The 23,130-nt window shown below is 41.2% G+C and carries 21 protein-coding genes and 7 pseudogenes; 15 read left to right on the top strand and 13 right to left on the bottom strand.

What is annotated here, in order from left to right; translation table 11 throughout:
- Window positions 1-50: 50 nt before the first annotated feature.
- Genes pepF through JCM19055_RS15755 form a run of 3 tightly spaced genes read right to left on the bottom strand, consistent with a single transcriptional unit; the run spans window position 51 to window position 2,780 of the window.
- Window positions 51-1,853 (bottom strand): oligoendopeptidase F, encoded by a 1,803-nt coding sequence (pepF, locus tag JCM19055_RS15750; protein WP_042360401.1) that lies wholly within the window; start codon window positions 1,851-1,853, stop codon window positions 51-53.
- Window positions 1,850-2,011: a ketopantoate reductase C-terminal domain-containing protein gene (locus JCM19055_RS30035; RefSeq protein ID WP_265182242.1), complete on the bottom strand. Its 162-nt coding sequence runs from the start codon at window positions 2,009-2,011 to the stop codon at window positions 1,850-1,852. The genes pepF and JCM19055_RS30035 overlap by 4 nt, the downstream gene beginning before the upstream one ends.
- A 13-nt stretch (window positions 2,012-2,024) precedes the next feature.
- Entirely contained in the window at window positions 2,025-2,780 is a 756-nt protein-coding gene (locus tag JCM19055_RS15755) for a ketopantoate reductase family protein (RefSeq protein ID WP_193745465.1), read from the bottom strand.
- A gap of 128 nt (window positions 2,781-2,908) precedes the next feature.
- Here JCM19055_RS15755 and JCM19055_RS15760 point away from each other — a divergent pair.
- The 3 genes and pseudogenes from JCM19055_RS15760 to JCM19055_RS15770 all read left to right on the top strand — a co-directional run bounded on the left by JCM19055_RS15760 (window position 2,909) and on the right by JCM19055_RS15770 (window position 5,711).
- Window positions 2,909-4,083 (top strand): annotated as a pseudogene (locus JCM19055_RS15760) (pyridoxal phosphate-dependent aminotransferase).
- Window positions 4,084-4,095: 12 nt separating this feature from the next.
- Window positions 4,096-4,881, top strand: a complete 786-nt coding sequence (locus tag JCM19055_RS15765) for a carbon-nitrogen family hydrolase (protein ID WP_042360402.1) — start codon at window positions 4,096-4,098, stop codon at window positions 4,879-4,881.
- Window positions 4,882-5,255: 374 nt separating this feature from the next.
- Complete coding sequence (locus JCM19055_RS15770; protein ID WP_042360403.1) at window positions 5,256-5,711, top strand: dTDP-4-dehydrorhamnose 3,5-epimerase family protein; 456 nt, start codon at window positions 5,256-5,258, stop codon at window positions 5,709-5,711.
- A 42-nt stretch (window positions 5,712-5,753) separates the two neighbouring features.
- Here JCM19055_RS15770 and JCM19055_RS15775 read toward each other — a convergent pair whose 3' ends face one another.
- Window positions 5,754-6,725, bottom strand: a complete 972-nt coding sequence (locus tag JCM19055_RS15775) for a YeiH family protein (RefSeq protein WP_042360404.1) — start codon at window positions 6,723-6,725, stop codon at window positions 5,754-5,756.
- Between the two features lie 150 nt (window positions 6,726-6,875).
- On the opposite strand from JCM19055_RS15775, the pseudogene JCM19055_RS30040 reads away from it, so the two are divergent.
- The 10 genes and pseudogenes from JCM19055_RS30040 to JCM19055_RS15815 all read left to right on the top strand — a co-directional run.
- A pseudogene (locus tag JCM19055_RS30040) lies at window positions 6,876-7,718 on the top strand (LysR family transcriptional regulator); the annotation flags it as partial.
- A 65-nt stretch (window positions 7,719-7,783) separates the two neighbouring features.
- A complete protein-coding gene (locus JCM19055_RS15785) occupies window positions 7,784-8,050 on the top strand; it encodes a hypothetical protein (RefSeq protein WP_370543178.1) in 267 nt (88 codons plus the stop codon).
- Complete coding sequence (locus JCM19055_RS32030) at window positions 8,034-8,186, top strand: hypothetical protein (RefSeq protein WP_370543179.1); 153 nt, start codon at window positions 8,034-8,036, stop codon at window positions 8,184-8,186. Before JCM19055_RS15785 ends, JCM19055_RS32030 begins: the two co-directional genes overlap by 17 nt.
- A gap of 71 nt (window positions 8,187-8,257) precedes the next feature.
- Window positions 8,258-9,156, top strand: a pseudogene (gene purU / locus JCM19055_RS15790) (formyltetrahydrofolate deformylase).
- A 125-nt stretch (window positions 9,157-9,281) separates the two neighbouring features.
- Window positions 9,282-9,935, top strand: coding sequence for an ABC transporter substrate-binding protein (locus JCM19055_RS24330; protein ID WP_052366423.1), 654 nt, complete (start codon window positions 9,282-9,284; stop codon window positions 9,933-9,935).
- A complete protein-coding gene (locus tag JCM19055_RS24335) occupies window positions 9,917-10,288 on the top strand; it encodes an ABC transporter substrate-binding protein (protein ID WP_193745466.1) in 372 nt (123 codons plus the stop codon). The genes JCM19055_RS24330 and JCM19055_RS24335 overlap by 19 nt, the downstream gene beginning before the upstream one ends.
- A 266-nt stretch (window positions 10,289-10,554) precedes the next feature.
- Complete coding sequence (locus JCM19055_RS15800) at window positions 10,555-11,571, top strand: iron ABC transporter permease (RefSeq protein ID WP_042360405.1); 1,017 nt, start codon at window positions 10,555-10,557, stop codon at window positions 11,569-11,571.
- Window positions 11,572-12,570, top strand: a pseudogene (locus tag JCM19055_RS15805) (FecCD family ABC transporter permease). It abuts the gene before it with no gap.
- A gap of 16 nt (window positions 12,571-12,586) precedes the next feature.
- On the top strand, window positions 12,587-13,420 hold the full coding sequence (locus tag JCM19055_RS15810) for an ABC transporter ATP-binding protein (RefSeq protein ID WP_042360406.1): 834 nt from the start codon (window positions 12,587-12,589) through the stop codon (window positions 13,418-13,420).
- A 1-nt stretch (window position 13,421) separates the two neighbouring features.
- Window positions 13,422-14,439 (top strand): annotated as a pseudogene (locus JCM19055_RS15815) (NAD(P)/FAD-dependent oxidoreductase).
- Between the two features lie 123 nt (window positions 14,440-14,562).
- On the opposite strand, the gene JCM19055_RS25710 reads toward JCM19055_RS15815, so the two are convergent.
- Complete coding sequence (locus JCM19055_RS25710) at window positions 14,563-14,793, bottom strand: Na+/H+ antiporter NhaC family protein (RefSeq protein WP_193745467.1); 231 nt, start codon at window positions 14,791-14,793, stop codon at window positions 14,563-14,565.
- Complete coding sequence (locus JCM19055_RS15820; protein ID WP_052366425.1) at window positions 14,741-15,940, bottom strand: Na+/H+ antiporter NhaC family protein; 1,200 nt, start codon at window positions 15,938-15,940, stop codon at window positions 14,741-14,743. The genes JCM19055_RS25710 and JCM19055_RS15820 overlap by 53 nt, the downstream gene beginning before the upstream one ends.
- A gap of 170 nt (window positions 15,941-16,110) precedes the next feature.
- Here JCM19055_RS15820 and JCM19055_RS15825 point away from each other — a divergent pair, with 170 nt between their 5' ends.
- Window positions 16,111-16,791, top strand: a complete 681-nt coding sequence (locus JCM19055_RS15825) for a DUF421 domain-containing protein (RefSeq protein ID WP_042360407.1) — start codon at window positions 16,111-16,113, stop codon at window positions 16,789-16,791.
- A gap of 699 nt (window positions 16,792-17,490) precedes the next feature.
- Here JCM19055_RS15825 and JCM19055_RS15835 read toward each other — a convergent pair.
- The 3 genes and pseudogenes from JCM19055_RS15835 to JCM19055_RS15845 form a co-directional block, all read right to left on the bottom strand.
- The gene (locus tag JCM19055_RS15835; RefSeq protein WP_042360409.1) at window positions 17,491-18,174 is read right to left on the bottom strand and encodes an amino acid ABC transporter ATP-binding protein; all 684 of its coding nucleotides are present in this window, start codon (window positions 18,172-18,174) and stop codon (window positions 17,491-17,493) included.
- Between the two features lie 71 nt (window positions 18,175-18,245).
- Window positions 18,246-18,952, bottom strand: a pseudogene (locus JCM19055_RS15840) (amino acid ABC transporter permease).
- 56 nt (window positions 18,953-19,008) lie between these two features.
- Window positions 19,009-19,866, bottom strand: a complete 858-nt coding sequence (locus JCM19055_RS15845; protein WP_042360410.1) for a transporter substrate-binding domain-containing protein — start codon at window positions 19,864-19,866, stop codon at window positions 19,009-19,011.
- A gap of 305 nt (window positions 19,867-20,171) precedes the next feature.
- On the opposite strand from JCM19055_RS15845, the pseudogene JCM19055_RS15850 reads away from it, so the two are divergent.
- A pseudogene (locus JCM19055_RS15850) lies at window positions 20,172-21,559 on the top strand (YfcC family protein).
- Window positions 21,560-21,627: 68 nt separating this feature from the next.
- Here the strand turns inward: JCM19055_RS15850 and JCM19055_RS24340 are convergent.
- The 4 genes from JCM19055_RS24340 to JCM19055_RS24350 are packed head-to-tail and all read right to left on the bottom strand — an operon-like array spanning window position 21,628 to window position 23,127.
- Window positions 21,628-22,230, bottom strand: a complete 603-nt coding sequence (locus JCM19055_RS24340) for a DUF4166 domain-containing protein (protein ID WP_052366426.1) — start codon at window positions 22,228-22,230, stop codon at window positions 21,628-21,630.
- Window positions 22,227-22,511, bottom strand: a complete 285-nt coding sequence (locus JCM19055_RS24345; RefSeq protein WP_052366427.1) for a DoxX-like family protein — start codon at window positions 22,509-22,511, stop codon at window positions 22,227-22,229. The genes JCM19055_RS24340 and JCM19055_RS24345 overlap by 4 nt, the downstream gene beginning before the upstream one ends.
- Window positions 22,508-22,606, bottom strand: coding sequence for a DoxX-like family protein (locus JCM19055_RS32035; protein ID WP_193745468.1), 99 nt, complete (start codon window positions 22,604-22,606; stop codon window positions 22,508-22,510). The genes JCM19055_RS24345 and JCM19055_RS32035 overlap by 4 nt, the downstream gene beginning before the upstream one ends.
- Window positions 22,603-23,127 (bottom strand): hypothetical protein, encoded by a 525-nt coding sequence (locus JCM19055_RS24350; RefSeq protein WP_052366428.1) that lies wholly within the window; start codon window positions 23,125-23,127, stop codon window positions 22,603-22,605. Before JCM19055_RS24350 ends, JCM19055_RS32035 begins: the two co-directional genes overlap by 4 nt.
- Between the last annotated feature and the right edge of the window lie 3 nt (window positions 23,128-23,130).

Genomic DNA, 23,130 nt, shown 5'->3' on the forward strand with positions numbered 1-23,130 from the left:
AAAGAAAAAAAGACAGAAAAGAACCTAAGGAAATAGGTTCTTTTTGCATGTTAATCAAATGAACGTTCAAGTTCTGAGATGAGAGAGCCAACGTGAGCGACAGCTTCAGATATTGGTGCTGAAGAGCTCATATCAACTCCAGCCATTTGCAGAAGCTCGAGTGGTGGTTTGGAACCACCTGCGTTAATCATGTCGAGCCAGCGATCGACAGCAGGTTGGCCTTCTTCAAGAATGCGCTGTGATGCATACGTTGAAGTGGTAAGACCTGCAGAGTACGTGTACGGATAAAGCCCCATATAATAATGCGGTTGACGCATCCACGTAAGTTCTGCACCGTCGTTTAACGTCACAGCATCTCCCCAAAAGCCTTTAAGCGTTTCGCGTTTCAATTCGTTCAACTTAGAAGTCGTTAAAATCACATTTTCTTCAGCGAGTAAATACACTTCTCGCTGGAAATGGGCTTCAAGCAAATGCGTTACAAAGTTATGGTAATACGTTCCGAGCAACGAAAGAATGACGAAACGTTTCATTTCGTTAGAGTCGGCTTGTTTGAGTAAATGATCAGCAAGCAACAATTCATTCATTGTAGAAGGCGCTTCAATCATGTACTTGGAAGGACGAGAAGTGCCGATTCGTTGGTTTTGATATGCATGATAAAAGTGTCCGGCGTGTCCAAGTTCATGAGCTAGAATAAATGTCCCGCGCATCATGTTCGTCCACGTTAATAAGATATAAGGATGATATCCATACGGACTCATGCAAAATGCACCTGTCTGCTTCCCGATGTTATCCGCTTGGTCAACCCAGCGCTCTTCATGCGCTTTCTCAATCATGTCCACGTAGTCGCTACCCATCACTTGTAAGGCTTCTTTAATGACGTCCATTGCGTCATCAAACGACATTTCAGGGTTGTAGTTCGGATCAAGTGGGGCTTTTAAGTCGGCGAACGTCATCTCATCGAGACCGAGAATGCGTTTCTTAAGCTTAGCAAAGCGTTGCATGTGAGGACTTAGTTGATCATAAATGGTATTGATTTGACGGTGGTATGTGTCTTGGTCAACTTCTTGGTCGTCAAGAAGCATATCAAGCACAGAAGAATACCCGCGCAGTTGACTCTCTTGTACTTGGCGATTCACTTCAGTGGCGAACGTACTCGCAAACGTATGATTGTAGTTTCGTAACCCTTCTGAAAACCGAACAAATGCGTTCCGACGAATGGATGGATCGCTAGAAAGTTCATATTTGTCTTCAAACAGTGCTTGTGATAACGGGTATTCGTTGCCTTTGTCATCGGTAAACGATGAGAAGTTCAAGTCAGCAGCTTTGCTTTGCTTGTAAATCGTGTACGGCGCTTGTAATGTTTCTGAAAGTGACGCTAATACGTGCTCGGTTTCTTTTGAGAGCAAATGATTTTTGTTCGTTTGGCACATCGTAATAAAGCGCTCGTATTCTCGCAATACCGGCTCTTCATTAAAATATTGCTCTATCTCATCTTTTGAGAGTTGTGCAATCTCATACTCAATAAATGCAAACGCTCGAAGCATGCGGGAGTGAACGCGTGATGTTTTTCCTGAGAGCTCTTGGTTCTTCGGATCGGTTCCGTCGGCTGCGCTCTTTAAGTGAGCATACGATTGAATCGGTACAATTTGTTGTTGCAATTCTTCTTGATAGGTTAGCACTTCAAGCAGTGCTTTTGCTGACTCTGTTACGTGTCCTTCATACGCATCAAGCTTAGGAAGCTGCTTACTAAATTCGTCATAAGCGTGTTGCCAATTGTCATCATTAGAAAATAAAGAGTCAAGATCCCACGTTTGTGATTGTTCAATTTCTGCTCGCTTTAAACGATTAATCATAAAGAACCGTCCTTTCGTTTCTGTTCATAGACTTGGAGATTGCCATAGACGACTTCTAAATAGGGGGTATCAATTTGATGAGCTTTCGCTTGTACATATAAGTAACCTGGGATGTGATCAGCTTCGACAGCGAGCCCTTTTTCTGTGTCTCGTTGCATAGACGCTTTAAAGCTAGCGTTTAAGTTGTCCCATTGTTTCAGGGCTTTTTTTACGTAATCGTTCGCTGTCCATAGAAGGATCAATGCGTTCAATGACGGTTGCGACTTCAGTAATTAATGCTTCGGCAACGTTCATCGCACTTTGAGAAGACTTAATCTGACCGATGTTCGCATCAAAAAGCGTTGTCGTCCCTGAAAGGACTGTAATGAGCATATACTTTTGCCACATATCTGAGTCGATGTTCTCACGAAGGGCAAACGTTGTTTTGTCAGATTGGAACAATTGTTCTAGTTCATCAGTAGACGATGGCGATTGTTCATTTCTTGGGCCATAAAGCATCGTATGCATGTCGCCGTGATGCACAATCGTTCCGTCTTGTTTTAGCGTTGACTCAATGAAGCATACGCCTCCAAAAACTTGTTCCTTCGGTATGTAGCTCTCAAGTGTTTCTAAATGAGCAATGCCATTTAAAAGCGGAATGACGATCGTTTTGTCATGCATGAATGGTTTAAAGTCTTGAATAGCTTGTTCTAAATGATACGCTTTTGTCGTAAGTAAAATCATGTCGAACTTGCCGCTGTCTTCTGTTGTGATCAGCGGTGGATGAATGTTGATATTTCCGTGGGGACTTTCAATAATAAGCCCAGTTTCTTGTAATTGCTGACGCTTTTGTTCGCGAACGAGAAAGGTAACGTCTTTTTCGGCTTCAAAGAGACGACCTCCAAAGTATCCACCAACTGCACCAGCACCAATGACGAGTAATTTCAAAACGATACGACCTCCTTTAGTTACAATTCCAGTATAACGAAATTCATAAAAATTCGAAATAAAATGATCTTATTTTACAATTCATGATAGACTTGTAGAAAAACAGTAATGATCAGGTGGGATTTCATATGATAGAGTTTTCTGCTTCAAAAGCGATTGAACGTTTACCGAGTCAATTTTTTGCTAAACAAGAAAAAGCTGTTTTAGAACGCAAAAACTTAGGGCGCGACATTATTAACTTCTCACAAGGGAGCCCCGATACGAAAACACCAGAGCATATCGTTGAATCTTTAAAAGAAGCGGCAGAAGACCCGAACATGCATCGGTATTCGCCGTTCCAAGGGTTTCGTTTTTATAAAGAGGCCGTATGTGAATTTTATGAGCGGGAATACGGTGTGACACTTGATCCAGATGAAGAAGTGTGTGTGTTATTCGGAGGGAAAGGCGGACTCGTTGAAGTGAGTCAATGTCTTCTTGATGACGGAGACGTTGCGCTCGTTCCAGACCCTGGTTATCCAGATTATTGGTCAGGCGTGGCACTTCAAAACGCTTTGATGCACCCGATGCCACTTCAAGAAGAACATCAATTTTTACCGAACTATAATGATCTTACGAAGGAAACGTTAGAAAAAGCGAAAGTGATGTTCTTAAATTACCCGAACAACCCCACAGGGGCAGTATGTGATGCGAGTTTCTTCGATGAAACGGTACAACTAGCAAAAGACAACAACATTTGTGTTGTTCATGATTTTGCATATGGAGCATTTAGCTTTACTGATCAAAAGCATCCGAGCTTTTTGCAATCAGAAGGTGCCAAAGATGTAGGGATTGAAATCTATACGCTTTCTAAAACATACAATATGGCAGGGTGGCGCATCGGATTTGCTGTTGGGAATCGTTCTGTTATTAAGATGTTAAATGTGTTGCAAGACCATTTGTATGTAAGTTTGTTCGGAGCGGTTCAAAAAGCAGCAGCCACCGCATTAACGAGTTCCCAAGACGAAGTGAAACGACTTCGCGAGATGTATTTGAAGAGGCGAGACGTATTAATGGAAGAAGCAAAAAACATTGGCTGGGAAGGAACAGCGCCAGACGGGTCATTTTTTTTGCTTGGTTCCCTGTACCCAATGGCATGAGCTCTCAACAGTTTGCAGATCAAGTTCTCCTTGAAGCAGATGTGTGTGTCGCACCTGGAAATGGTTTCGGAACTTACGGAGAAGGGTATGTCCGATTAGGACTCGTTCATGACGAGGAGACCATTCGAAAAGGTATGCAGCGAATTGGTTCATTAAATCTTTTCTAAAGGGTGTTTGGAATGAAAGTAATGATGTATCAAATGGACGTTATTGCAGGTAAGCCTGAAGAGAACCGTGCAAAAGTGTCGGAATGGCTTCAATATGAATACAAAAAGTACGAACCAGAAGTCGTTGTATTACCTGAGATGTGGACGACAGGCTATGCTTTAGATGAGCTTGAGCAGATTGCAGAAACGAGCGGTGGAACGACGGAAGCCTTTGTTCAGCAACTCGCAAAAGAGTATAACGTAACGATTGTAGCAGGATCGTTTGCTGTTAAAACGGATCGAGGGATTGTGAACCGAAGCATCGTCGTCAATGAAGAAGGGGAGCTCGTTCATACGTATGATAAGATTCACCTTGTGCCGATGCTAAACGAACCGGATTATCTTGTCGGAGGAAATGAAAAGGCGGCAACGTTTTCTCTGAACGGGGTAAATGCAGGCGTTCTCATCTGTTATGACTTACGTTTCCCTGAAGTGTTTCGCACACTTGCATTAAACGGTGCCGAAGTCATTTTCGTTGTCGGAGAATGGCCAGCAGCAAGAAGAGATCATTGGGATACACTTCTTAAAGCACGAGCGATTGAGAATCAATGTTATATCGTCGCCTGTGACACTGTCGGTGAACATAACAACGTGGAGTACTCTGGAAACTCTCTCGTCTATTCACCATTTGGGACGCAATACGTGAGAGCCTCACCTGTCGAAGAAGAGACTGTGTATAGCGTACTTGACTTAGAAGAGGTCGCTACGTTTCGCAAATCGGTACCGAACTTGAAAAACCGTGTTCCTGACCTTTATTGACAAATGACAAATCTCTATGTATACTAGGTATCTAAGTGATTGCTGGTAATCACAAATCGACTTCACCCTTCTAAACTATGGAGAATGGAGATCGAGCGAGGTTTGTGCTTGTTAAGCTTAAATTCGCAAACTAACGTCACCCATTCAAATTTCATCTAGATCGTAGCGGACGGCCATTGGAGCCGTGGCAGCAGAAGAGATGGAAGGGCTTTTGTGATCTAGACACGCCCACATGAAATTTAAATCTATAAGATATGACCATTAGCGAGAACTGCGGCAGCTAATGGTCTTTTTGTTGTTCAGATTATCTATCGGTCATGAGTACGAGGACGATTGAATACATTCGTTGTAGTACGGTTTAGAGGAGGCTCGTGATGATTGATGGAGTGAAGAAAAAGACGTTGTTAAAGCATCATGATGATCGGGGGTATTTCACAGAACTCGTTCGTGATGATGAAGATCTATTATCACAATTTGGGCAAATGTCACTGTCGATGAGTTATCCAGGCGTGATTAAAGCCTTTCATTATCATGACAAACAAGACGATGTGTGGTTTTTTCCGAGTGGAAATGCACAAGTCGTGTTGTATGACATTAGACGAACGTCTTCAACGTATAAACAAACAGATGTCTATTATATGGGGGAGAATAACCCAATCGTGTTACTCATCCCTAAAGGCGTGGCGCATGGCTATCGAGTGCTCGGAGAGAAGCCAGCGACGATTATTTATTTAACGACACATTCGTACGACAAAGATAACCCAGATGAAAAGCGGATTGCTTGGAACGACCAACGAATTGCGTTTAATTGGCAAACGGAACATCATTAAAAAGAAGACGTCGAATGATTTTCGTTCGACGTCTTCTTTTGTTTATAAAAACCATGTCACATACAGCATTCCAAAGCCACTTAACAACAAAGAGGCCAAGATACAGATCAACAGCAAAGTGAAACTACGCGGATCGATTGCGGAAAGCTTAATTTGTAAACCGAGACCTGCCATCGCCATGCCAATGAAAACATAGGCGAGTTGGACGAGTGGATTCACAATTCCATCTGGGAGGTTGCCGTATGTGACGAGAATACTCATCAAAAGAAACCCGATAATAAACCACGGAAAAGGGAGAGGGGATGATGAAGTGTTTGAGTCCTTGCGCTTATAAACGTAAGCAATAATGATAACGACCGGAACGAGTAATAACACACGTGTTAACTTAATGAGTAAAGCAGCATCCATTGCGGCGTCACTCGCTACACTACTGGCTGCCGTTACATGACCGATTTCATGCAATACGCCACCAACAAACAACCCATACTGTTCATCGGTCCATTGTAGATAAGGATACATAAGCGTAAAGATCAGGGTAAACAATGTACCTGTAATTGAAATCACTGCGACTGCGATTGCGATGTCTTGTTGCTTCACACGGAGTTGTGTTCCGACAGCGGCTATAGCAGATGCACCGCAAATACCAGTCCCTGCGCCAATTAAAAACGTTGGTGTTGGTGACGAGCGAAACAAGCGTCCAATGAGTACGACCAGTCCAATTCCGAAAACGACTGTTATGGTTGCATACAACAGTAAATCAACACCCATTGAGAATAAGTCATTAAATTGTAGTCGTAAGCCAAGTAAAACAATTCCTACACGTAACAGTGTTTTTGTACTAAAAAGAATGCCATGTTCTGCATTGGCAGGTGTACCGATCGATTGTTTTATGATCATGCCGAGGATGATTGCAAGAACAAGAGGTCCAAGCGTTGTGAACAAGGGTAGAGCGGTCAGGAGTTGTGCTACGATTATAATGAGTAGTGTAAGTGAAATTCCTGGTAGTAGGTTCATCGAAGCGTGCCTCCTCGGAATTTACTTTACGTAATGTAGTAGTATTAATAAAATACATATTTATTATCATTGCCATAAATTTAATTAATGATAAGGGAGTTGTGCATTTCGTGATCATTGATGAACGGATGAACGTCTTTTTTTACAGTTGCTAAAGAGCGACAATTTACAAAAGCAGCAATCACGCTCAATCGGACACAGCCAAATGTCAGTTTAACGATTAAAAAACTAGAAGAAGAATTAAAGACAAAGTTATTTATACGAGGAAAACGCCACGTGGAGTTAACGAAAGCGGGCAACATCCTTTATGAGCGTGTGAAGCAATTGTATGATTTAGCGGAAGAAACGACGTTGATGCTTCACGAACTACAAACAGAGGTTCGTGGACTCGTAACGATCGGAGCGAGTTATTCAATTGGTGAGTACGTATTACCGCCATTATTACAGACCATTCGTTTGCAACATCCGAACTTGTTTTTTGACGTTGTGATTGCGAATACGGATGAGATTAAACGAGCGCTAATGAACCAACACATCGACTTTGGCTTCATTGAAGGAGAAATTAGCTCAGAGGGGTTAACCATTGAACAACTAAGTGAAGATGAGATGTGCTTAACGCTTCGCCAAACGATCCGTTAGCTTCCATTGCACAAGTTACTGTTGCTGATTTGCAAGATCGTGCCTGGGTGATTCGTGAGGAAGGTTCAGGAACGAGAGATTATTTAAATGCATTTTTTTGAGCGGCATCAATTATCAACGCAGACGATGACAACGATCGGAAGCAACCAAGGGGTAAAAGAAGCGGTTATGAGTGGCCTAGGCATTTCATTGTTATCACGAGCGGTCATCGATCGCGATCTTAAAAATGGTCTGCTCGTTGAATTGTCATTAGAAGAACTTAATTTAAGGCGTCATTTTTACACAATCACAAAAGGACCGTTATATGCGAGAGAAGAGATCGTGATCTCGCTAGTTAAGGAGCTCATTACATAACGAACTTATCGTTCATCTTCTATTCATAAAACCTCGATACGCTCATCGTAAAGGAGGAAGAGAAGATGTCATACTGGAAAGTGTTATTAATTGCATCTGCTTTATTCGGACTATACGGAGCAGGGATGGGAGCGCATATGGCGGGTGCCGGGTCACTTAGCTTACGACCGATTCATGCACACGTACTCGTACTCGGATGGCTTAGCTTATTTGCTTGGAGTGTTTTTTTACAAAGTGTATCGCCCGAAACAAAAATGGCTGTCACGCATTCACGTCGTAAGTGCAATTGCAGGCTCATTCTTGTTAACGTTTGGGATGTGGCTCTACTTTGAATCGCCATTTAACTTAAACGAAGGGTTTACACTTGCTGCTTATATTATCGGCGGTGTGTTTGTCGTCGTAAGTTTCTTTACGTTTGTCGTACAAGCGATTCTTTTAGAAGATGAGAAAAAATCGGTACAATCGTAAAAACTTTCGATTGACTCCATTTTTGTATATACTAGTGGAATCTGAACTATAGACAAAAGGGAGTCGTATCATTGATTAACAATATCGTGAAGAAACAAGAAAAGTACAAAGAGAATACGAAAAACCGTGGAAGAATTCTCATTACGTGTGAAGATCGTCCAGGAATTGTAGCAGCCGTATCTGAATTCCTAACGGATCATGAAGCGAACATTATCGACTCTAGCCAATATTCAACAAACCCAGAAGGCGGCAAATTCTTTATGAGAATAGAGTTTGAATGTCCTGGGCTTCAAGATCGAAAAGCACAATTAGAGCGTGACTTTAAAGCGATTGCGACAAACTTTCAGATGGACTGGAAGTTGTTCTTCGTCAGTGAGTTGAAGCGTGCGGCAATTTTTGTATCAAAAGAGTTGCATTGTTTACGAGAACTGCTTTTAGAATGGGAAAATGGCGATCTTGTTGCTGAGATCCCGCTCGTCATTAGTAATCACGCGGATGCAAAAGAGTACGTCGAAAGCTTCGGTATCCCATTTGTGCACATTCCTGCGAGTAAAGAAAATCGTGCACAAGCTGAACAACAGCAATTGCAACTATTAGATGAGTACAACATCGACTTTGTCGTCCTTGCGCGCTACATGCAAATTCTAACGCCGAACTTCGTTTCAAGCTTAATCAGAACATCATCAACATTCATCACTCATTCTTACCGGCATTCGTCGGCGCAAAGCCATATGATCGTGCCTTTGAACGGGGCGTGAAATTAATCGGTGCAACGAGCCATTACGTAACGAACGATCTTGATGAAGGACCGATTATTGAACAAGACATTAAGCGGGTAAATCACCGTGATCAAGCCGAAGACTTAAAGAAGAACGGGCGCATCGTTGAACGAAGCGTGCTCGTACGCGCTGTGAAATGGCATAACGAAGATCGTATTATCGTGCATGGCAATAAAACGGTCGTTTTTTAAAGCGAAGCCTCTTCCTTAGGAGAGGCTTTTTTTAATGTCCACAAAATAGCCATTGACTATGAGAATCATTTTCAATTAAACTAAACGAGTGAGAATACCATATAACAATCCTTTGGGGGTACATGATGAAAAAGATTTATCCTTATACACTCGCGATCGCAACGTCTGCGATGCTACTGACTGCGTGTGGGGACCAAGAAGATACAGACAACAATTCAGCAAACGGAGAAGCTGATGAAACGGTAGAAGAAACCGAGGATGCAGACGACAGTGAGTCAGATGCTGGAGGTTCTGAGAAGACAGTAACAGATGGATACGGCAATGAAGTGACGGTTCCAGCGTCACCAGAGCGCATTATCGCACCGTATTTAGAAGATCCCCTCTTAACGATTGGGTTAGAGCCAATTGTGCAATGGTCTGTGAACAATGGAGCGAGTGTTCAAGACTATTTAGCGGACGAACTTGGCGATCTTCCATACATTGATTATCAGTTACCATTAGAATCTGTCATGGAAGCAGATCCGGACTTTATTGTCGTTCCTGATGAGGGTACACTCGGTTCAGGTGACTACAACCAATATTCACAAATGGCACCTACGTACGTAATGGATAGCGAAACGAGTGCAGATTGGCGTGCAACTCTTCTAGAAATGGGTTCATTGTTTGATCGTGATGAAGAAGCTGAAATGGCACTAGAGGAGTATGATGCTCACGTTGAAGAAGTGAAGCAAGAATTGAACGATGCTGTTGGGATGATAAAGTGGCTGTTGTTTGGTTGATTAACGGCTCGTACTTCGTCGTTGCACCGAACATTGCAAGTGGAGCGGTATTGTTTGAAGACCTTGAATTACAACCAGCAAATGCAATTGCTGAGTTGCCAGAAGACCCTGATCACTGGAATGAGCTCTCTCTTGAAGCATTTGCGAATTTAGATGCGGAGTATTTATTCCTCGTTAATGGTGATGAAGACAGCGTTGATTCATTAATGACTGAAGACGTATGGTCGACAATTCCTGCAGTAGAAAACGATCAGGTCATTGAAATTGCTGATGATAGCAGTTGGTTATACAACGGTTACCAAGCAAATCGTCAAACGATCGAAGAAGTACACGATCAAATGATTTCTGAATAAATTCGAGCATAGCTATTGAGAATGATAGCCGTTTTCATTAAGATGAGAATAGGTAAGAAGAATTGTTCAAATAGGTGAGTAGGCAGACGGTTTAGAATGTATTCTAGATCGTCTGTTGTCGTCAATGTATTTGACATAATAGACCATTCAAGGACTGAATAAAACGGAGTGACAGCTTTCTTGTAGATAATGAACTGAACAATCGTTTCTTTAGTTTCTATAAGTTCAATCAGTTGAAAGTGAATGTGCCGTGAAGTGGGAGAACTATGAAAGAAGCGAGCATTACACGAAAACCAACAAATTTTATTATTACGTTGTTAATCGGCATTGTTAGTCTAGTGATCGCATCCATCATTTCTGTTACGTTTGGAGCGGCTTCAATTACGCCTAGCATCATTTGGGACGCAATTGTATCATTCGATGGCAGTTTGACCGAACATCAAATTATTCAAGAAATACGAATTCCTCGTGTTGTGGCAGCCATCTTAATCGGTGGAGCTCTTGCCGTTTCTGGTGCAATCATGCAAGGCATGACGAGAAATGCATTAGCAGAACCTTCGATTATTGGAATCTCAGACGGCGCAGCACTCGCGCTTGCGATTATGTTTGCCTATTTCACAGCTGCTAGTTATACAGGATTGCTCGTTGCTGCCTTTATTGGAGCTGGAGTCGGAACAGTACTCATATTTCTCGTCGGTACATTAAGTAAAGGCGGTCTATCGCCGGCAAAACTAGCGTTAGCTGGGGTTACGATCGGGGCATTTTTAAGTGCGCTATCTTCAGGGATTGCCATTTATAATGATGTTGCTCAAGACTTAAGTTTTTGGTTTGCTGGCGGACTATCGAGTGTGACACGCCAAAGCTTACTCATGGTTGCAATCCCATGTCTCATCGGAATTTTGATTGCACTCGTATTGTCGAAATCGATTACAATTATGAGTCTTGGCCAAGACGTTGCGCGCGGGTTAGGTCAACGAACGGCTATTGTGCGTACACTCGGTGTAATTGCTGTTATGTTAATGACAGGAGCATCGGTTGCGATTGCTGGAATTATCGGTTTTGTTGGCCTTGTTATTCCACATATGGTACGCGCTGTCGTTGGGATGGACTATCGCTATATTATCCCGTGCTCGGCTGTATTTGGTGCGTTATTGCTCGTTGCAAGTGACATTGTTGCCCGGATGATTAATGCGCCATACGAAACACCAGTCGGAGCAATTACTGCGTTAATTGGTGTCCCGTTTTTCCTCTACCTTGCGAGACGAGAAGGGAGAGGTGTTTAAATGAAACGAAAATCGTTCATTGTTTTTACAACACTCGTCGTTTTATCGTTTTAGTTTTGCTTGTTAGTCTACAGTCAGGTACGTTTCAAATGACACCAGCTGAAGCGTTTAAAACGATAATCGGTCAAGGCAGTGACAAACAAGAACTCGTCTTGTTTGAATTCCGACTGCCACGTATGGTACTTGCAATCTTAATTGGTGCAGGTCTTGCGGTTTCAGGTGCAATCTTGCAAAGTCTTTCTCGTAACGACCTTGCAGACCCAGGAATCTTAGGAATTAATGCAGGGGCAGGCTTTGCCGTCGTATTGTTTATTTATTTATTCCAAGGAAGTTATCAAAACCTTGGTGGAAGCGTCTATATCTTGCCGATGTTCGCCTTTCTAGGTGCGCTTACAGCAGCAGCACTCATTTATAGCCTTGCTTATAAAAAAAGGGATTACACCCGTTCGTCTCGTACTTGTCGGAATTGGGATTAATGCCGGGTTTAGTGCATTACTCATTATTATGCAACTAAGAATGAGTCCGAATGATTTTATGCAAGCGACCGTCTGGCTCTCAGGCAACATATGGGGTGCTAACTGGAGTTCTGTGTTAGCGATCTTACCTTGGATTGCGATTTTAATTCCACTCGTAATTAGGCAAGCGAACACGTTAAATGTAATGAGAATTGGTGATGAATCAGCGGTCGGAGTTGGGATTTCTCTCGAACGTTCACGACTGTTGCTATTGTTTTTAGCTGTGGCACTCGCAGGTGCATCCGTTGCAGCTGGAGGCGCGATTGCATTTTTAGGTCTCGTTGCTCCGCATATCGCTCGCAGAATCGTTGGACCGAGGCATCAAGTAATGATACCTACGGCAGCGCTCGTCGGTTCACTTATCTTATTATTTGCCGATTACATTGCAAGAAACATGTTGGCGCCGTCTGAAATTCCCGTCGGTATTGTCGTAGCAATTATCGGTGCACCGTACTTTTTATACTTGCTTATTAAAACACCGTAAACTGAGGTGAACAACCATGACTGAAATCGAAGCGAAAGAACTATCAATTGGTTATGAAAAACGAAAGATTGTTGAAGCGTTAAATTTAAAAATCCCAAAAGGACAAATTACAACGATGATTGGTCCGAACGGTTGTGGGAAGTCAACGATCTTAAAGACGTTAGCGAGAATCATGAAACCGAAGTCTGGTTCGGTCTATTTGGATGGGAAAATTATTCATAAAGAGTCAACGAAACAAGTCGCGAAGAAGTTGGCGGTATTACCACAATCACCAGAAGCGCCTTCAGGCTTGAAAGTCAAAGAACTTGTCGCTTATGGACGGTATCCACATCAATCTGGTGCACGCTCATTGACGAAAGCCGATTTAGACATCATTGATCGTTCCTTAAAGCAAACAGGTATGGATGCGTTTAAAGACCGAGACATTGACGCACTGTCAGGTGGGCAAAGACAACGGGTGTGGATTGCTATGGCTCTTGCACAAGAAACTGACATTTTGTTACTTGATGAACCGACAACGTATTTAGATCTCGCTCACCAATTAGAAGTTCTAGAAGTATTAAAGAAGCTTAACGAAGAAGAAGGTCGTACGATTGTGATGGTTATTCACGATCTTAACCACGCTGCTCGTTTTGCTGATTACATGGTTGCATTAAAAGCAGGAAAGATTGTGCAAGAAGGGGCACCAGAACAAGTGATCTGTTCAACGGTACTAAAAGACGTGTTTGCCATTGATGCAGACGTTGTGACTGATCCGAGAACAAAGAAACCCGTTTGCCTTAGTTATGATTTAATGATTCCTGAACGAGCGAAAGACAATGAGCTAATACATGCAGGAGGTGCACGCTAAGATGGGGAATGACTTGGAACTGTATGATGTAACGGTTGTTGGTGGTGGTCCGGCTGGTCTGTATAGTGCATTTTATAGTGGAATGCGAGACTTAAAAACGAAAATCATCGAGAGTGAGCCCCATCTTGGTGGTAAGCTAAATGTGTACCCTGACAAAACGATTTGGGATATCGGAGCATTGCCACCGACAAAAACGAGTGAAGTAATTCAAAACTTAAGCACGCAAGCGACGACGTTTGAGCCGACGGTTGTATGCGGTGAAAAAGTAACCGACATTACAAAAAAATCATGACGGCACATTTGTCATTGAAACGTCGTTACAACGTAAACACTTCACAAAAGCGATTATTCTAGCAACCGGGTACGGGATTTTGCGGCAAGCAAAGCTAACGGTTCAAGGTGCTGAAGCTTATGAAACGGAAAACCTCTATTATGAAGTGCCTGATATCGAACAATTTCGAGGCAAAGATGTTGTCATTTCAGGTGGGGGGAATTCAGCAGTCGATTGGGCAAATGAATTAGAACCGATTGCAAAAAGCGTAACCGTCGTACATAGACGTGATGCTTTTGGTGGCCATGAACAGTTCGTGACGAAAATGAAAAACTCACGAGTGAATGTGATGACGCCATTTGCCATCTCTGGCTTAACTGGATGTAACCAAGGGAAATGTATTGAACAAGTACAATTAGAGCACTGTGAAAGCAAATCGTGTCAAATTAAGCGTGTTGATGCGGTCGTTGTGAATCACGGTTTTGAAGTAGAACTATCGTTTTTAGAACATGAACCGTTAGGATTGAAAGTTGAAGAAAGCAAACTTCAATTAAATGATCGTATGCAAACGAATGTACCGGGAATCTTTGCTGTAGGGGATCTAGCGAACTACAACAGCAAACTGCCGTTAATTGCAGGCTGTTTCCAAGATGCAGCACTTGCAGTGAATAGCGTGAAACAATACGTTGAACCGACAGCAAATGAATACGGCATGGTATCTTCCCATCACGAAAAACTAACCCAATAAAAATCGTGGGTTAGTTTTTTAATATCTATTATAATTTCACGTACCGTATTTTAGTAAAATATGAATCGAACAAAGAAGAGAAGAAGAAAGAGAAAAAAACACGAAAGACCAAGTCGTCAAGACTCAACCTTTCGTGCAGTTAACGTCCAACCAGTATACGCGTAAAAAAAGTGCGATAAACGGTGTAACGATGCTTAAGAACGTGTAGAACACATACGTGAAATCAACGTTTAGTGTGGTCATCACAAAGGCACCGATAATTCCCCACGGAATGAGGGGATGTAAAATCGTTCCGCCATCTTCAAGTGTACGGCTTAAGTTTTTTGGGTGTAAGTTGTGTTTTTTTGTATACATCTTCATACATTTGTCCAGGCAACAGAATCGATAAGTACTGTTCACCGGTCACGAAGTTTACTCCAAAACAAGAAGCGAGTGTTGATGCAATCGTGTTGCCACGGCTTTTTAGTACAGACTGTATGCCTCGAATTAGCGCTTCTGTAATACCTGTCGCTTGAATTAATCCACCGAATGAAAGTGCAATAATAATAAGAGAAACTCCAAATAACATATCTTCAAGCCCACCAAGGGACAATAATTCATCAATGGCCACGTGTCCTGTATTCGCTTCGTAACCGCCATACATCGCATCAAACAGTGCACTTACTTGTAAGCCTGGGACGGTATAGAAGGCCGTACAAACCGCAACAAACATCCCTGCTGCAAGTGCTGGTAATGGGCGAACTTTCATTGCTGCTAAAACGATAATGACTAAAGGCGATAAAACGGTAAGGATATGAATGAAGAACTCTTGATCTAACACAAGGATGAGTTCTTGGACGTCGGCTAAGCTGGCACTAGTACCGTTTTGATTTGTATAACCGATAATAAGGAAAATAACGACGGTTAAAATTAAAGCAGGAATCGTCGTCCATAACATATGACGAATGTGCTCAAATAAATCGACCTTCGCCGTTGCTGCGGCCAAATTTGTCGTGTCTGACAGAGGCGACAATTTATCTCCGAAAATCGCGCCGCTCACAATCGCTCCAGCTGTCATGGCAGGATCGGCTCCCATTCCAATCGATACACCCATGAGTGATACACCAATCGTACCAATCGCACTTAATGAACTTCCTGTCATGAGCGCAACTACAGCTGTAATGATGACGGTTGTAGCTAAAAAGTACGTCGGTGATAAGACTTGTAAGCCGTAGTAGGTGATCGTTTGAACCGTACCACCGAGCAACCATAGACCAATTAAGATTCCAATCATAAGTAAGATGAGGATCGGAATTACACCGTAGCTCACAGACGAGACAATTTGCTTTTCTAATGTATCAAATGGAATTTTAATGAGTGCTGCATACAAAGCAACAACGATCGCTGACAGTAAAATAGGAAGATGCGGTGGAGCTTCGTATGCTAAAATACCAAAACTTAAAATGAGAATAACGATAAAAAGAACAATTAACGCTCCCCGTAATGATGCTTGACGTTGCATAAAACGTTTCTCCTTTATAAATAACTATGTTACATAACCGCGGTAAAGTACAAAAACTACAATCTACACTATAGCATGAAACGGTGCATTTGAAAACTATACAATTTCACGTACCGTAATGAATGAAAATATAAGTTCCTTCACATAGTATCAACAAAGAGGTGACAAGCATGCACTTAGAATTGTTGCAAACAGGAGTAGAGTTACTCGTAGGGTTTATTGCGCTACTAGTGATGTTGAAATTGCTCGGTAAGGCGACATTATCGCAAATCACACCGTTTGATTTCATTTCAGCACTAATCTTAGGTGATCTAATCGGAAATGCCATTTACGACGAACAAGCACGCGTAGGATCGATTCTATTTTCAGTCGGAATTTGGGGCACGCTCATATATACATTAGAAATGATTACACAAAAGTATCGCGGTACGAGGAAAGTACTTGAAGGAAGCCCATCAATTATTGTTAAAGACGGCCAGATCAATAGAAAAGAATTAAAAGCAAATAAATTGGATTTAGATCAATTACAACACTTACTACGCCGTGAAAATGTGTTTTCATTTAGAGAAATACAACATGCCATTTTAGAAACAGACGGTAAAGTAAGCGTACTTAAAAAGTCTGATTATGAGAATCCAGCTTCACAAGACTTACAATTACCAGCAAAGCCCGTGTATTTGCCAATTACATTGATCAGTGACGGCAAAGTTAACTGGGACAACTTACAATTAGCCGGCTATGATGAATCATGGTTAAACAAACAACTACGTAGCAAAAACATAACGACCTATAGTGATGTGTTTTTCTTAGAATGGAAACAAGACGAAGGATTATACTTAGAGCCCATGTAGCAGGTTCTAAGTCGCAAGTGAATAATTTCACATACCGTAATGGTTTAAAAAAAATAAATATATTATAAAGGGAAATCAGTCATAGAATACGACAAAAAAATGCAGATTAAAAAGGGGAGAATAGTTACGGTTCGTTGATGAGAGTAAATCACTGAACTAATTAATGAAATTTAACTAAATCAGTGACTTCCGATAATATATATTATGTTAACTAAAATAAATTTCCAAGAGAAGCAATCTATTTTTTCATGTATCTTTCATGTATCTATAATAAGCTCTAACACACCTTTCTGTTTTGTAACGTGTGCTAATAAAAGTTTATGGAGATGTTAATCAATGAGCAAATCTAATTTACTATTGATCTTAGGATTATTTTTCATTTTTATAGCTGCAATACTCTACTCAGCAAGAATTATAGCGATTGGCGTGTTATCTATGCCAATCGCAGATGTTATTGACATCCTAAACGAAGATATTGTCAGTTACGCTAATAGTATATTGCCCATAACACTTCTTCCTTTTACTGTTGTGTCACTTGTCATTGGACTGTTATTTCTAATCATCTTCTTGTATTCATTTTTATCTAAAAATAATAAAATTTAAACGACACCTTGTGTGATAAAGCTAGTGAAGTATTATGTTAACTAAAATAAAAAGATCGAACGTACATCACTGTACGTTCGATCTTTTTTTACTAAATCAATCTTCTTCTAATAGAGATAAAAATTCTTTTGTTCGCTGTTGTTGTGGGTTTGTTATTACTTGATTACCTTCACCTTGTTCAACAATGTAACCTTCATCCATAAAAAGGATTTTATCAGCGATACGCTTAGCAAAATTCATTTCATGAGTTACGATGACCATCGTCTGACCTTCATTTGCTAAGTTTTCAATAACCTTTAGAACTTCTCTTACTAATTGTGGGTCTAAAGCAGACGTTGGCTCGTCAAATAACATTACTTCAGGCTCCATGACTAATGCTCTTGCAATTGCTGCTCGTTGTTGTTGACCGCCCGACAATGCATCCGGGTACTTGTTTTTATGCTCTGACATACCTACTTTTTCTAGGAGTTGTTCACTCTTCTTTTTAACCGTTGTTTTATTATCTTTTTTTACGGTTATAGGTGCTGTAACAAGATTTTCAATAACTGTTTTATGAGGGAAAAGGTGAAATCCTTGAAAAACCATACCGGAGTACTGTCGAATTTCCTTGATCTCTCGCTTCTTCAATATTGAATTAAACGATACTCTAGAATCACCTATAGCAATCGTACCAGCGTCGGGAGTTTCTAATAAGTTCAAACACCGGAGCAACGTCGTTTTTCCTGATCCTGATGGACCGATTAAACAAACAACCTCTCCTTTGTTTACTGTAAAATCTATAGATTTTAAGACTTCTACTTTATCAAATGATTTTTTTTAATGATGTCACTTCAATCATCTTAATCTACTCCTTACTGCGCGTCACTCAAATAACGGTTATAACGTTTCTCTAATCGATTTTGGAAGTAGCCAATAACAATACATACAACCCAATAGATCAGCGCTGCAGTGATGTACATCGTCATACTGTCATACGTTCTTCCAGATATTAGTCTTGCACTATATAATAGCTCTTGAACGGTAATTACAGAAGCTAGTGAGGTTCCTTTTACAACATCCATAAAGATACTAAACGTTGGTGGTAATGCAATACGTGTGGCCTGTGGAATGATAATTTTAGTCATTGTTTGCACGTAATTCATTTGAAGAGATGCAGCTGCTTCCCACTGCCCTCTAGGGACCGACATAATTGATGAGCGAACGACTTCTGCACTATACGCAGCAAAGTTCAAACTAACCCCAACAATACCTGCAACGATCGCGCTCGTAAACTCAATGCCTATTACAGGCAAACCGTAATAAAGAATAAAGATAAAAACTAAAAGCGGAGTCCCTCTCATAAACGAAATATATATTCGAGCTGGCCAACGAATAAACCAAAGCTTAGACATGCGTGCTACACCTAGAAATATTCCTAGTATAAGTGAAAAAAATCATACTAAAAAAACGCGATGATCATTGTGATTCTAAGACCTTCTAATAAGAAAGGTATTGAATCAATTGCAAGTTCAAAATCATAAAGATATTCCCATTGGATTGATGCAAACCATTCAAACATAAATACGCTCCAATCTAAAAATTGAGACACAGTCAATCCTGCATCTCAATTAGAATCTACCCTTCAAGACTAACAATATCTGAATCATCCGCTGGTTGAGAAACATCTTCACCCAAATACTCTACGGATAATTCTGACACGACCCCTTCTTCTATTAACTCAAGAATTGTATTGCTAATTTGTTCTTCAAGTGCTTCATTTCCTTTTAAGACCGCTAAAGCACTTTCAGTCGCATGATATTTAACGTCTTCAGCTAATACTATGCGATCATCACCAAATTCCTCTAATGTGCGTTGTAATACAAGATAATCATTAAGGTAAGCACTTTGGTTTCCATTTATAACATCTCTTAAAATTGCTTCAGTCCCACCATCGTAAGCTGTACCATTAGCCCCGATGTTATCTGCAAAAATAGCATAGTTGCTTGTTAATGACCCTAGAGCAACGTCGACCCCTTCTAAATCATGTGCAGATGTGAATTGATCTTTATCTTCTTCTCGTACGACCGCAGATCCGTAAGAATATTTATGGGGTTCTGCGAAATCAAACGTATCTAAACGTTCCTCAGTAATTGCAAAATCATGTGCGGCAACATCGATTTGTCCATTTCGTAGAGCAGGTAAGATACCATCAAAATCCATCGTACTAAACTCAATATCTAAACCTAAGCGATCTGCGACTTCTTTTACCAATTCAACTTCAAAACCCGTTAATTCATTGTTTTCATCAATGTATGTAATAGGTGCGTATGTTCCTGATGTACCTACTACTAAACTTCCGGAAGATTCAACATCTGTCCAAGAAGTATCTTCGTTGCCATCACCATTATTACTTTCTTCTTCTGAGCCGCTTCCGCAAGCGGTTAAAAGTACCGTTGATAAACCTACGAGAAAAACTTTATTGAATGACTTCACTATTTACACCTACTTTTCTAATAATACATATTGAATTACTCGGCTTTTATAAAGTATCATCACCCCATTTGTTTGTCAATATAAAATTCTAAAAATTAGTACTCTCCCTCGCTTCTCATAAACAAAAAGCTTAATGACTTCTCACCACTAAGCTTTCACTCACCATATACTGCAGATCTTGCATCCATGTATGTACTTTTAGCACGTTGATTACTACTGAATTCTCCTAGTTCTGCCTATAAATGGTTTGCCATTGTGAAAAATAATCTATAAGATAATGAAATACAACTATAGGGGGATAAGAAATGTCCGAACAGAATACCAACCGGGGAATTAACGTATTTGCCTTGATTTTTGGCGTCATCATTTTTGCTACTATTCTGACTTACGTTATACCTGCAGGTAGTTACGAAAGAGTAGAGCACGATGGTCGCGAAGTGGTCGACCCTGGTTCATACACCGAAGTGGAATCAAGTCCAGTACAACCGTTTCAAATTTTCACCTCTATACATACAGGACTCGTTGAAGCCTCTGATATTATTTTCTTCATCTTGATTATCGGAGGTACGTTTGGCATCTTAAATCACACGGGTACCATTGATCGACTTGTTACAGTGGCTTCATACAGGCTGGTTAATCAAGAAAAATGGTTTATTCCAATTACGATGCTCATTTTCGCTCTTGGCGGAACGCTTATGGGACTTGCTGAAGAAACATTGGCATACATCCCGATATTAATCCCGCTTGCTCTCGCGCTTCGTTTTGACGCAATTACAGGAACAGCGATTGTTTTGGTTGGTAGTTCAATCGGATTTACTACTGCAATCATGAACCCGTTTAACGTTGGTGTTGCTCAAGGGATTGCTGAGTTGGATATTTATTCCGGAATGTGGCTTCGTCTCATACTTTTCGTTTTAATGTATACGATTGCTGTCATTTTTGTCTATCGCTATGCAATGAAAGTAAAGAAAAATCCTGAACTAGGCTATTACGGGAATTATACAGCCAATACTGAACTTAATGAGATGAAAACTGAAAAAACATTAACTACTACGCATAAGGTGATTTTAGGGCTGTTTATCGTCAACTTTATTGTGCTAGCTTTTGGCGTTATTCAGTACGAGTGGTTTATTACCGAGATTGCTTCACTATTCTTACTACTCGGCGTTATTATTGGCGTTGTTGCTCGATTGGTGTGCATGATGTTGTTGATGGCTTTCTAAAAGGGGCTTCTGGTGTACTTGCTGGTGCGCTGATCGTCGGATTTGCACGTGCCATCTTAGTCGTTTTGGAAGACGGCAATACAATTGATACAATGTTGTATTACGCAGTAGGTTTTTTGGAAAACATTCCTACCGAGTTAAATGCTGCTGGCATGATTTTTATTCAAAGCATCATTAACTTCTTCATCCCATCAGGTAGTGGTCAAGCCGCACTCACCATGCCGATCATGATTCCTCTTGCAGACTTGCTCGGCATTACGAGACAAACGACCGTACTCGCCTTTACTTTAGCTGACGGTATCGGAAACATCATTCTACCGACTTCAGGCTATTTCATGGCAGCATTGGCGCTTGCAGGAATTCCATGGACGAAATGGGTTCGCTTTATTTGGCCATTTATCCTAATTCAATTGACAATCGCTGTTATCACGGTTATGTTTGCCGCCTGGTTTGGATACGGACCTTTCTAAAAAAAAGCGAGGTAGAGTTGATGAATAACTCTACCTCGCTTTTATCGTTTAACAGTAAGATACATTGCTTACCTAATCTCCTCTACCGTTGCTTCTCCTTCATACATTAGAACCGTTGTCACGAGTTCAATATGTACAAATATCTGAATGGTATTGCTACTTGTGGCCTTCTCATACACGTTCACCTTTGCAGATAATGCATTTGGTAAACGAATCAAGCGATTGCCGATGTGTGCATACGTCTCGTCTGACGTGATCAATAACCCTCCTGTATTCGTCACGTGAAAATCTAACGGCTGAACGAGACGCCCGCTTTTTCCTAAGGAATCATAGACGCGGCTTTGTTTGTCGTTCCACCACATTTCAGCGTAAAAACGTCGGGTAGCATTTGGAAAGTGGAAATGGCGATCCCAACTAACGTATGGCCCTTTACGGTTTGTGCTATATGTATTACGAATTGAGAACGGCACGTTAGCGCCTCTTTCCGGAAATAAAAAATCATCGTGTACGAAACCGTATGCAGCGGGTTGATAGAATGCTGAGCCACGAATTTGTTTCATGACACCTTCTCCGTGCACAACACCGGACGTCTTTCCGTACTTCATTTGTAACAATGGGTGCAATTGTTGGAACTTCTCCCCTAAGGCTCGTTCATAAATGGATGATTTCATCGTTTCTCCTTACGTATACAGTGTCTGGCTAATACTAATTGTTTGCTGTTTACCCATGCAGCGATGCTAATCCCAATCGTTACAATATTAAGCGCACCTGGGTTAAACGGCAATGCATATAAATACGGTGAGGTGATCAGTGCTCCAATCCCTAGCAAAGTAACAGCAATGGCCGACAATAAGAATAGCCACCGCTTCGTGATCGGTAAAAGAAATAAGGTAGCCATTAATAACTGGCTAATTCCGATTACCGCTACGACAGTCGATTCAAATCCACTCATAATCCTGTCGCCGCAATTAGATCAAGTTCACCCGTTTCAGGAAATAACAATTTAGGGATTAATCCTTGATAAGCCCATAAGAGCGCTAATGTCACGCAAAATAAAACGTGCAAGAGTGATTGTCTAAGCTGTCTTCAGGTCGCTTACCCGTTTCAAGCCACTGTTTTAATGCCGCGAAGCTCCACGCAGTTGCCCAGCCCATTAACGGTCTAAAAACGGCATCCAATAGCTTTCCTGCTTTGCCAAAACGCGTGTCGTAATCATAGCGTGTTAAAAACCGTGTGTGATTCTCCTTTTGTTCGTATTTCCAATACCCCCGGCCTTCTTTAATGAGTGATAACGGCTGATCACTTGCAAATTTTAATGCAGATACCTTCTCTCCATTTGCTTTCTCTGCACTGCCGACCGATTCCCCGAGACCATGAATACGTAATCCAAAGCCAATCCGTGTTTCATAATAAAACGTTTGAACATCATCGTCATGTTCTTTAGGTAAATAATCGATTTGGCTAAAGCGAAGATCCCATCGTTCGTGAAGCTTCGGATTTTGCGTCGTTTCCCATACGTCTTCAATGGGAGCGTTTATGTCAAGTTCTACATAGATTGGTTTTCCCATACA

Origin of the sequence: Geomicrobium sp. JCM 19055, assembly GCF_000698185.1 — a bacterium.
Classification (GTDB): Bacteria; Bacillota; Bacilli; order Bacillales; family Marinococcaceae; genus Geomicrobium_A; species Geomicrobium_A sediminis.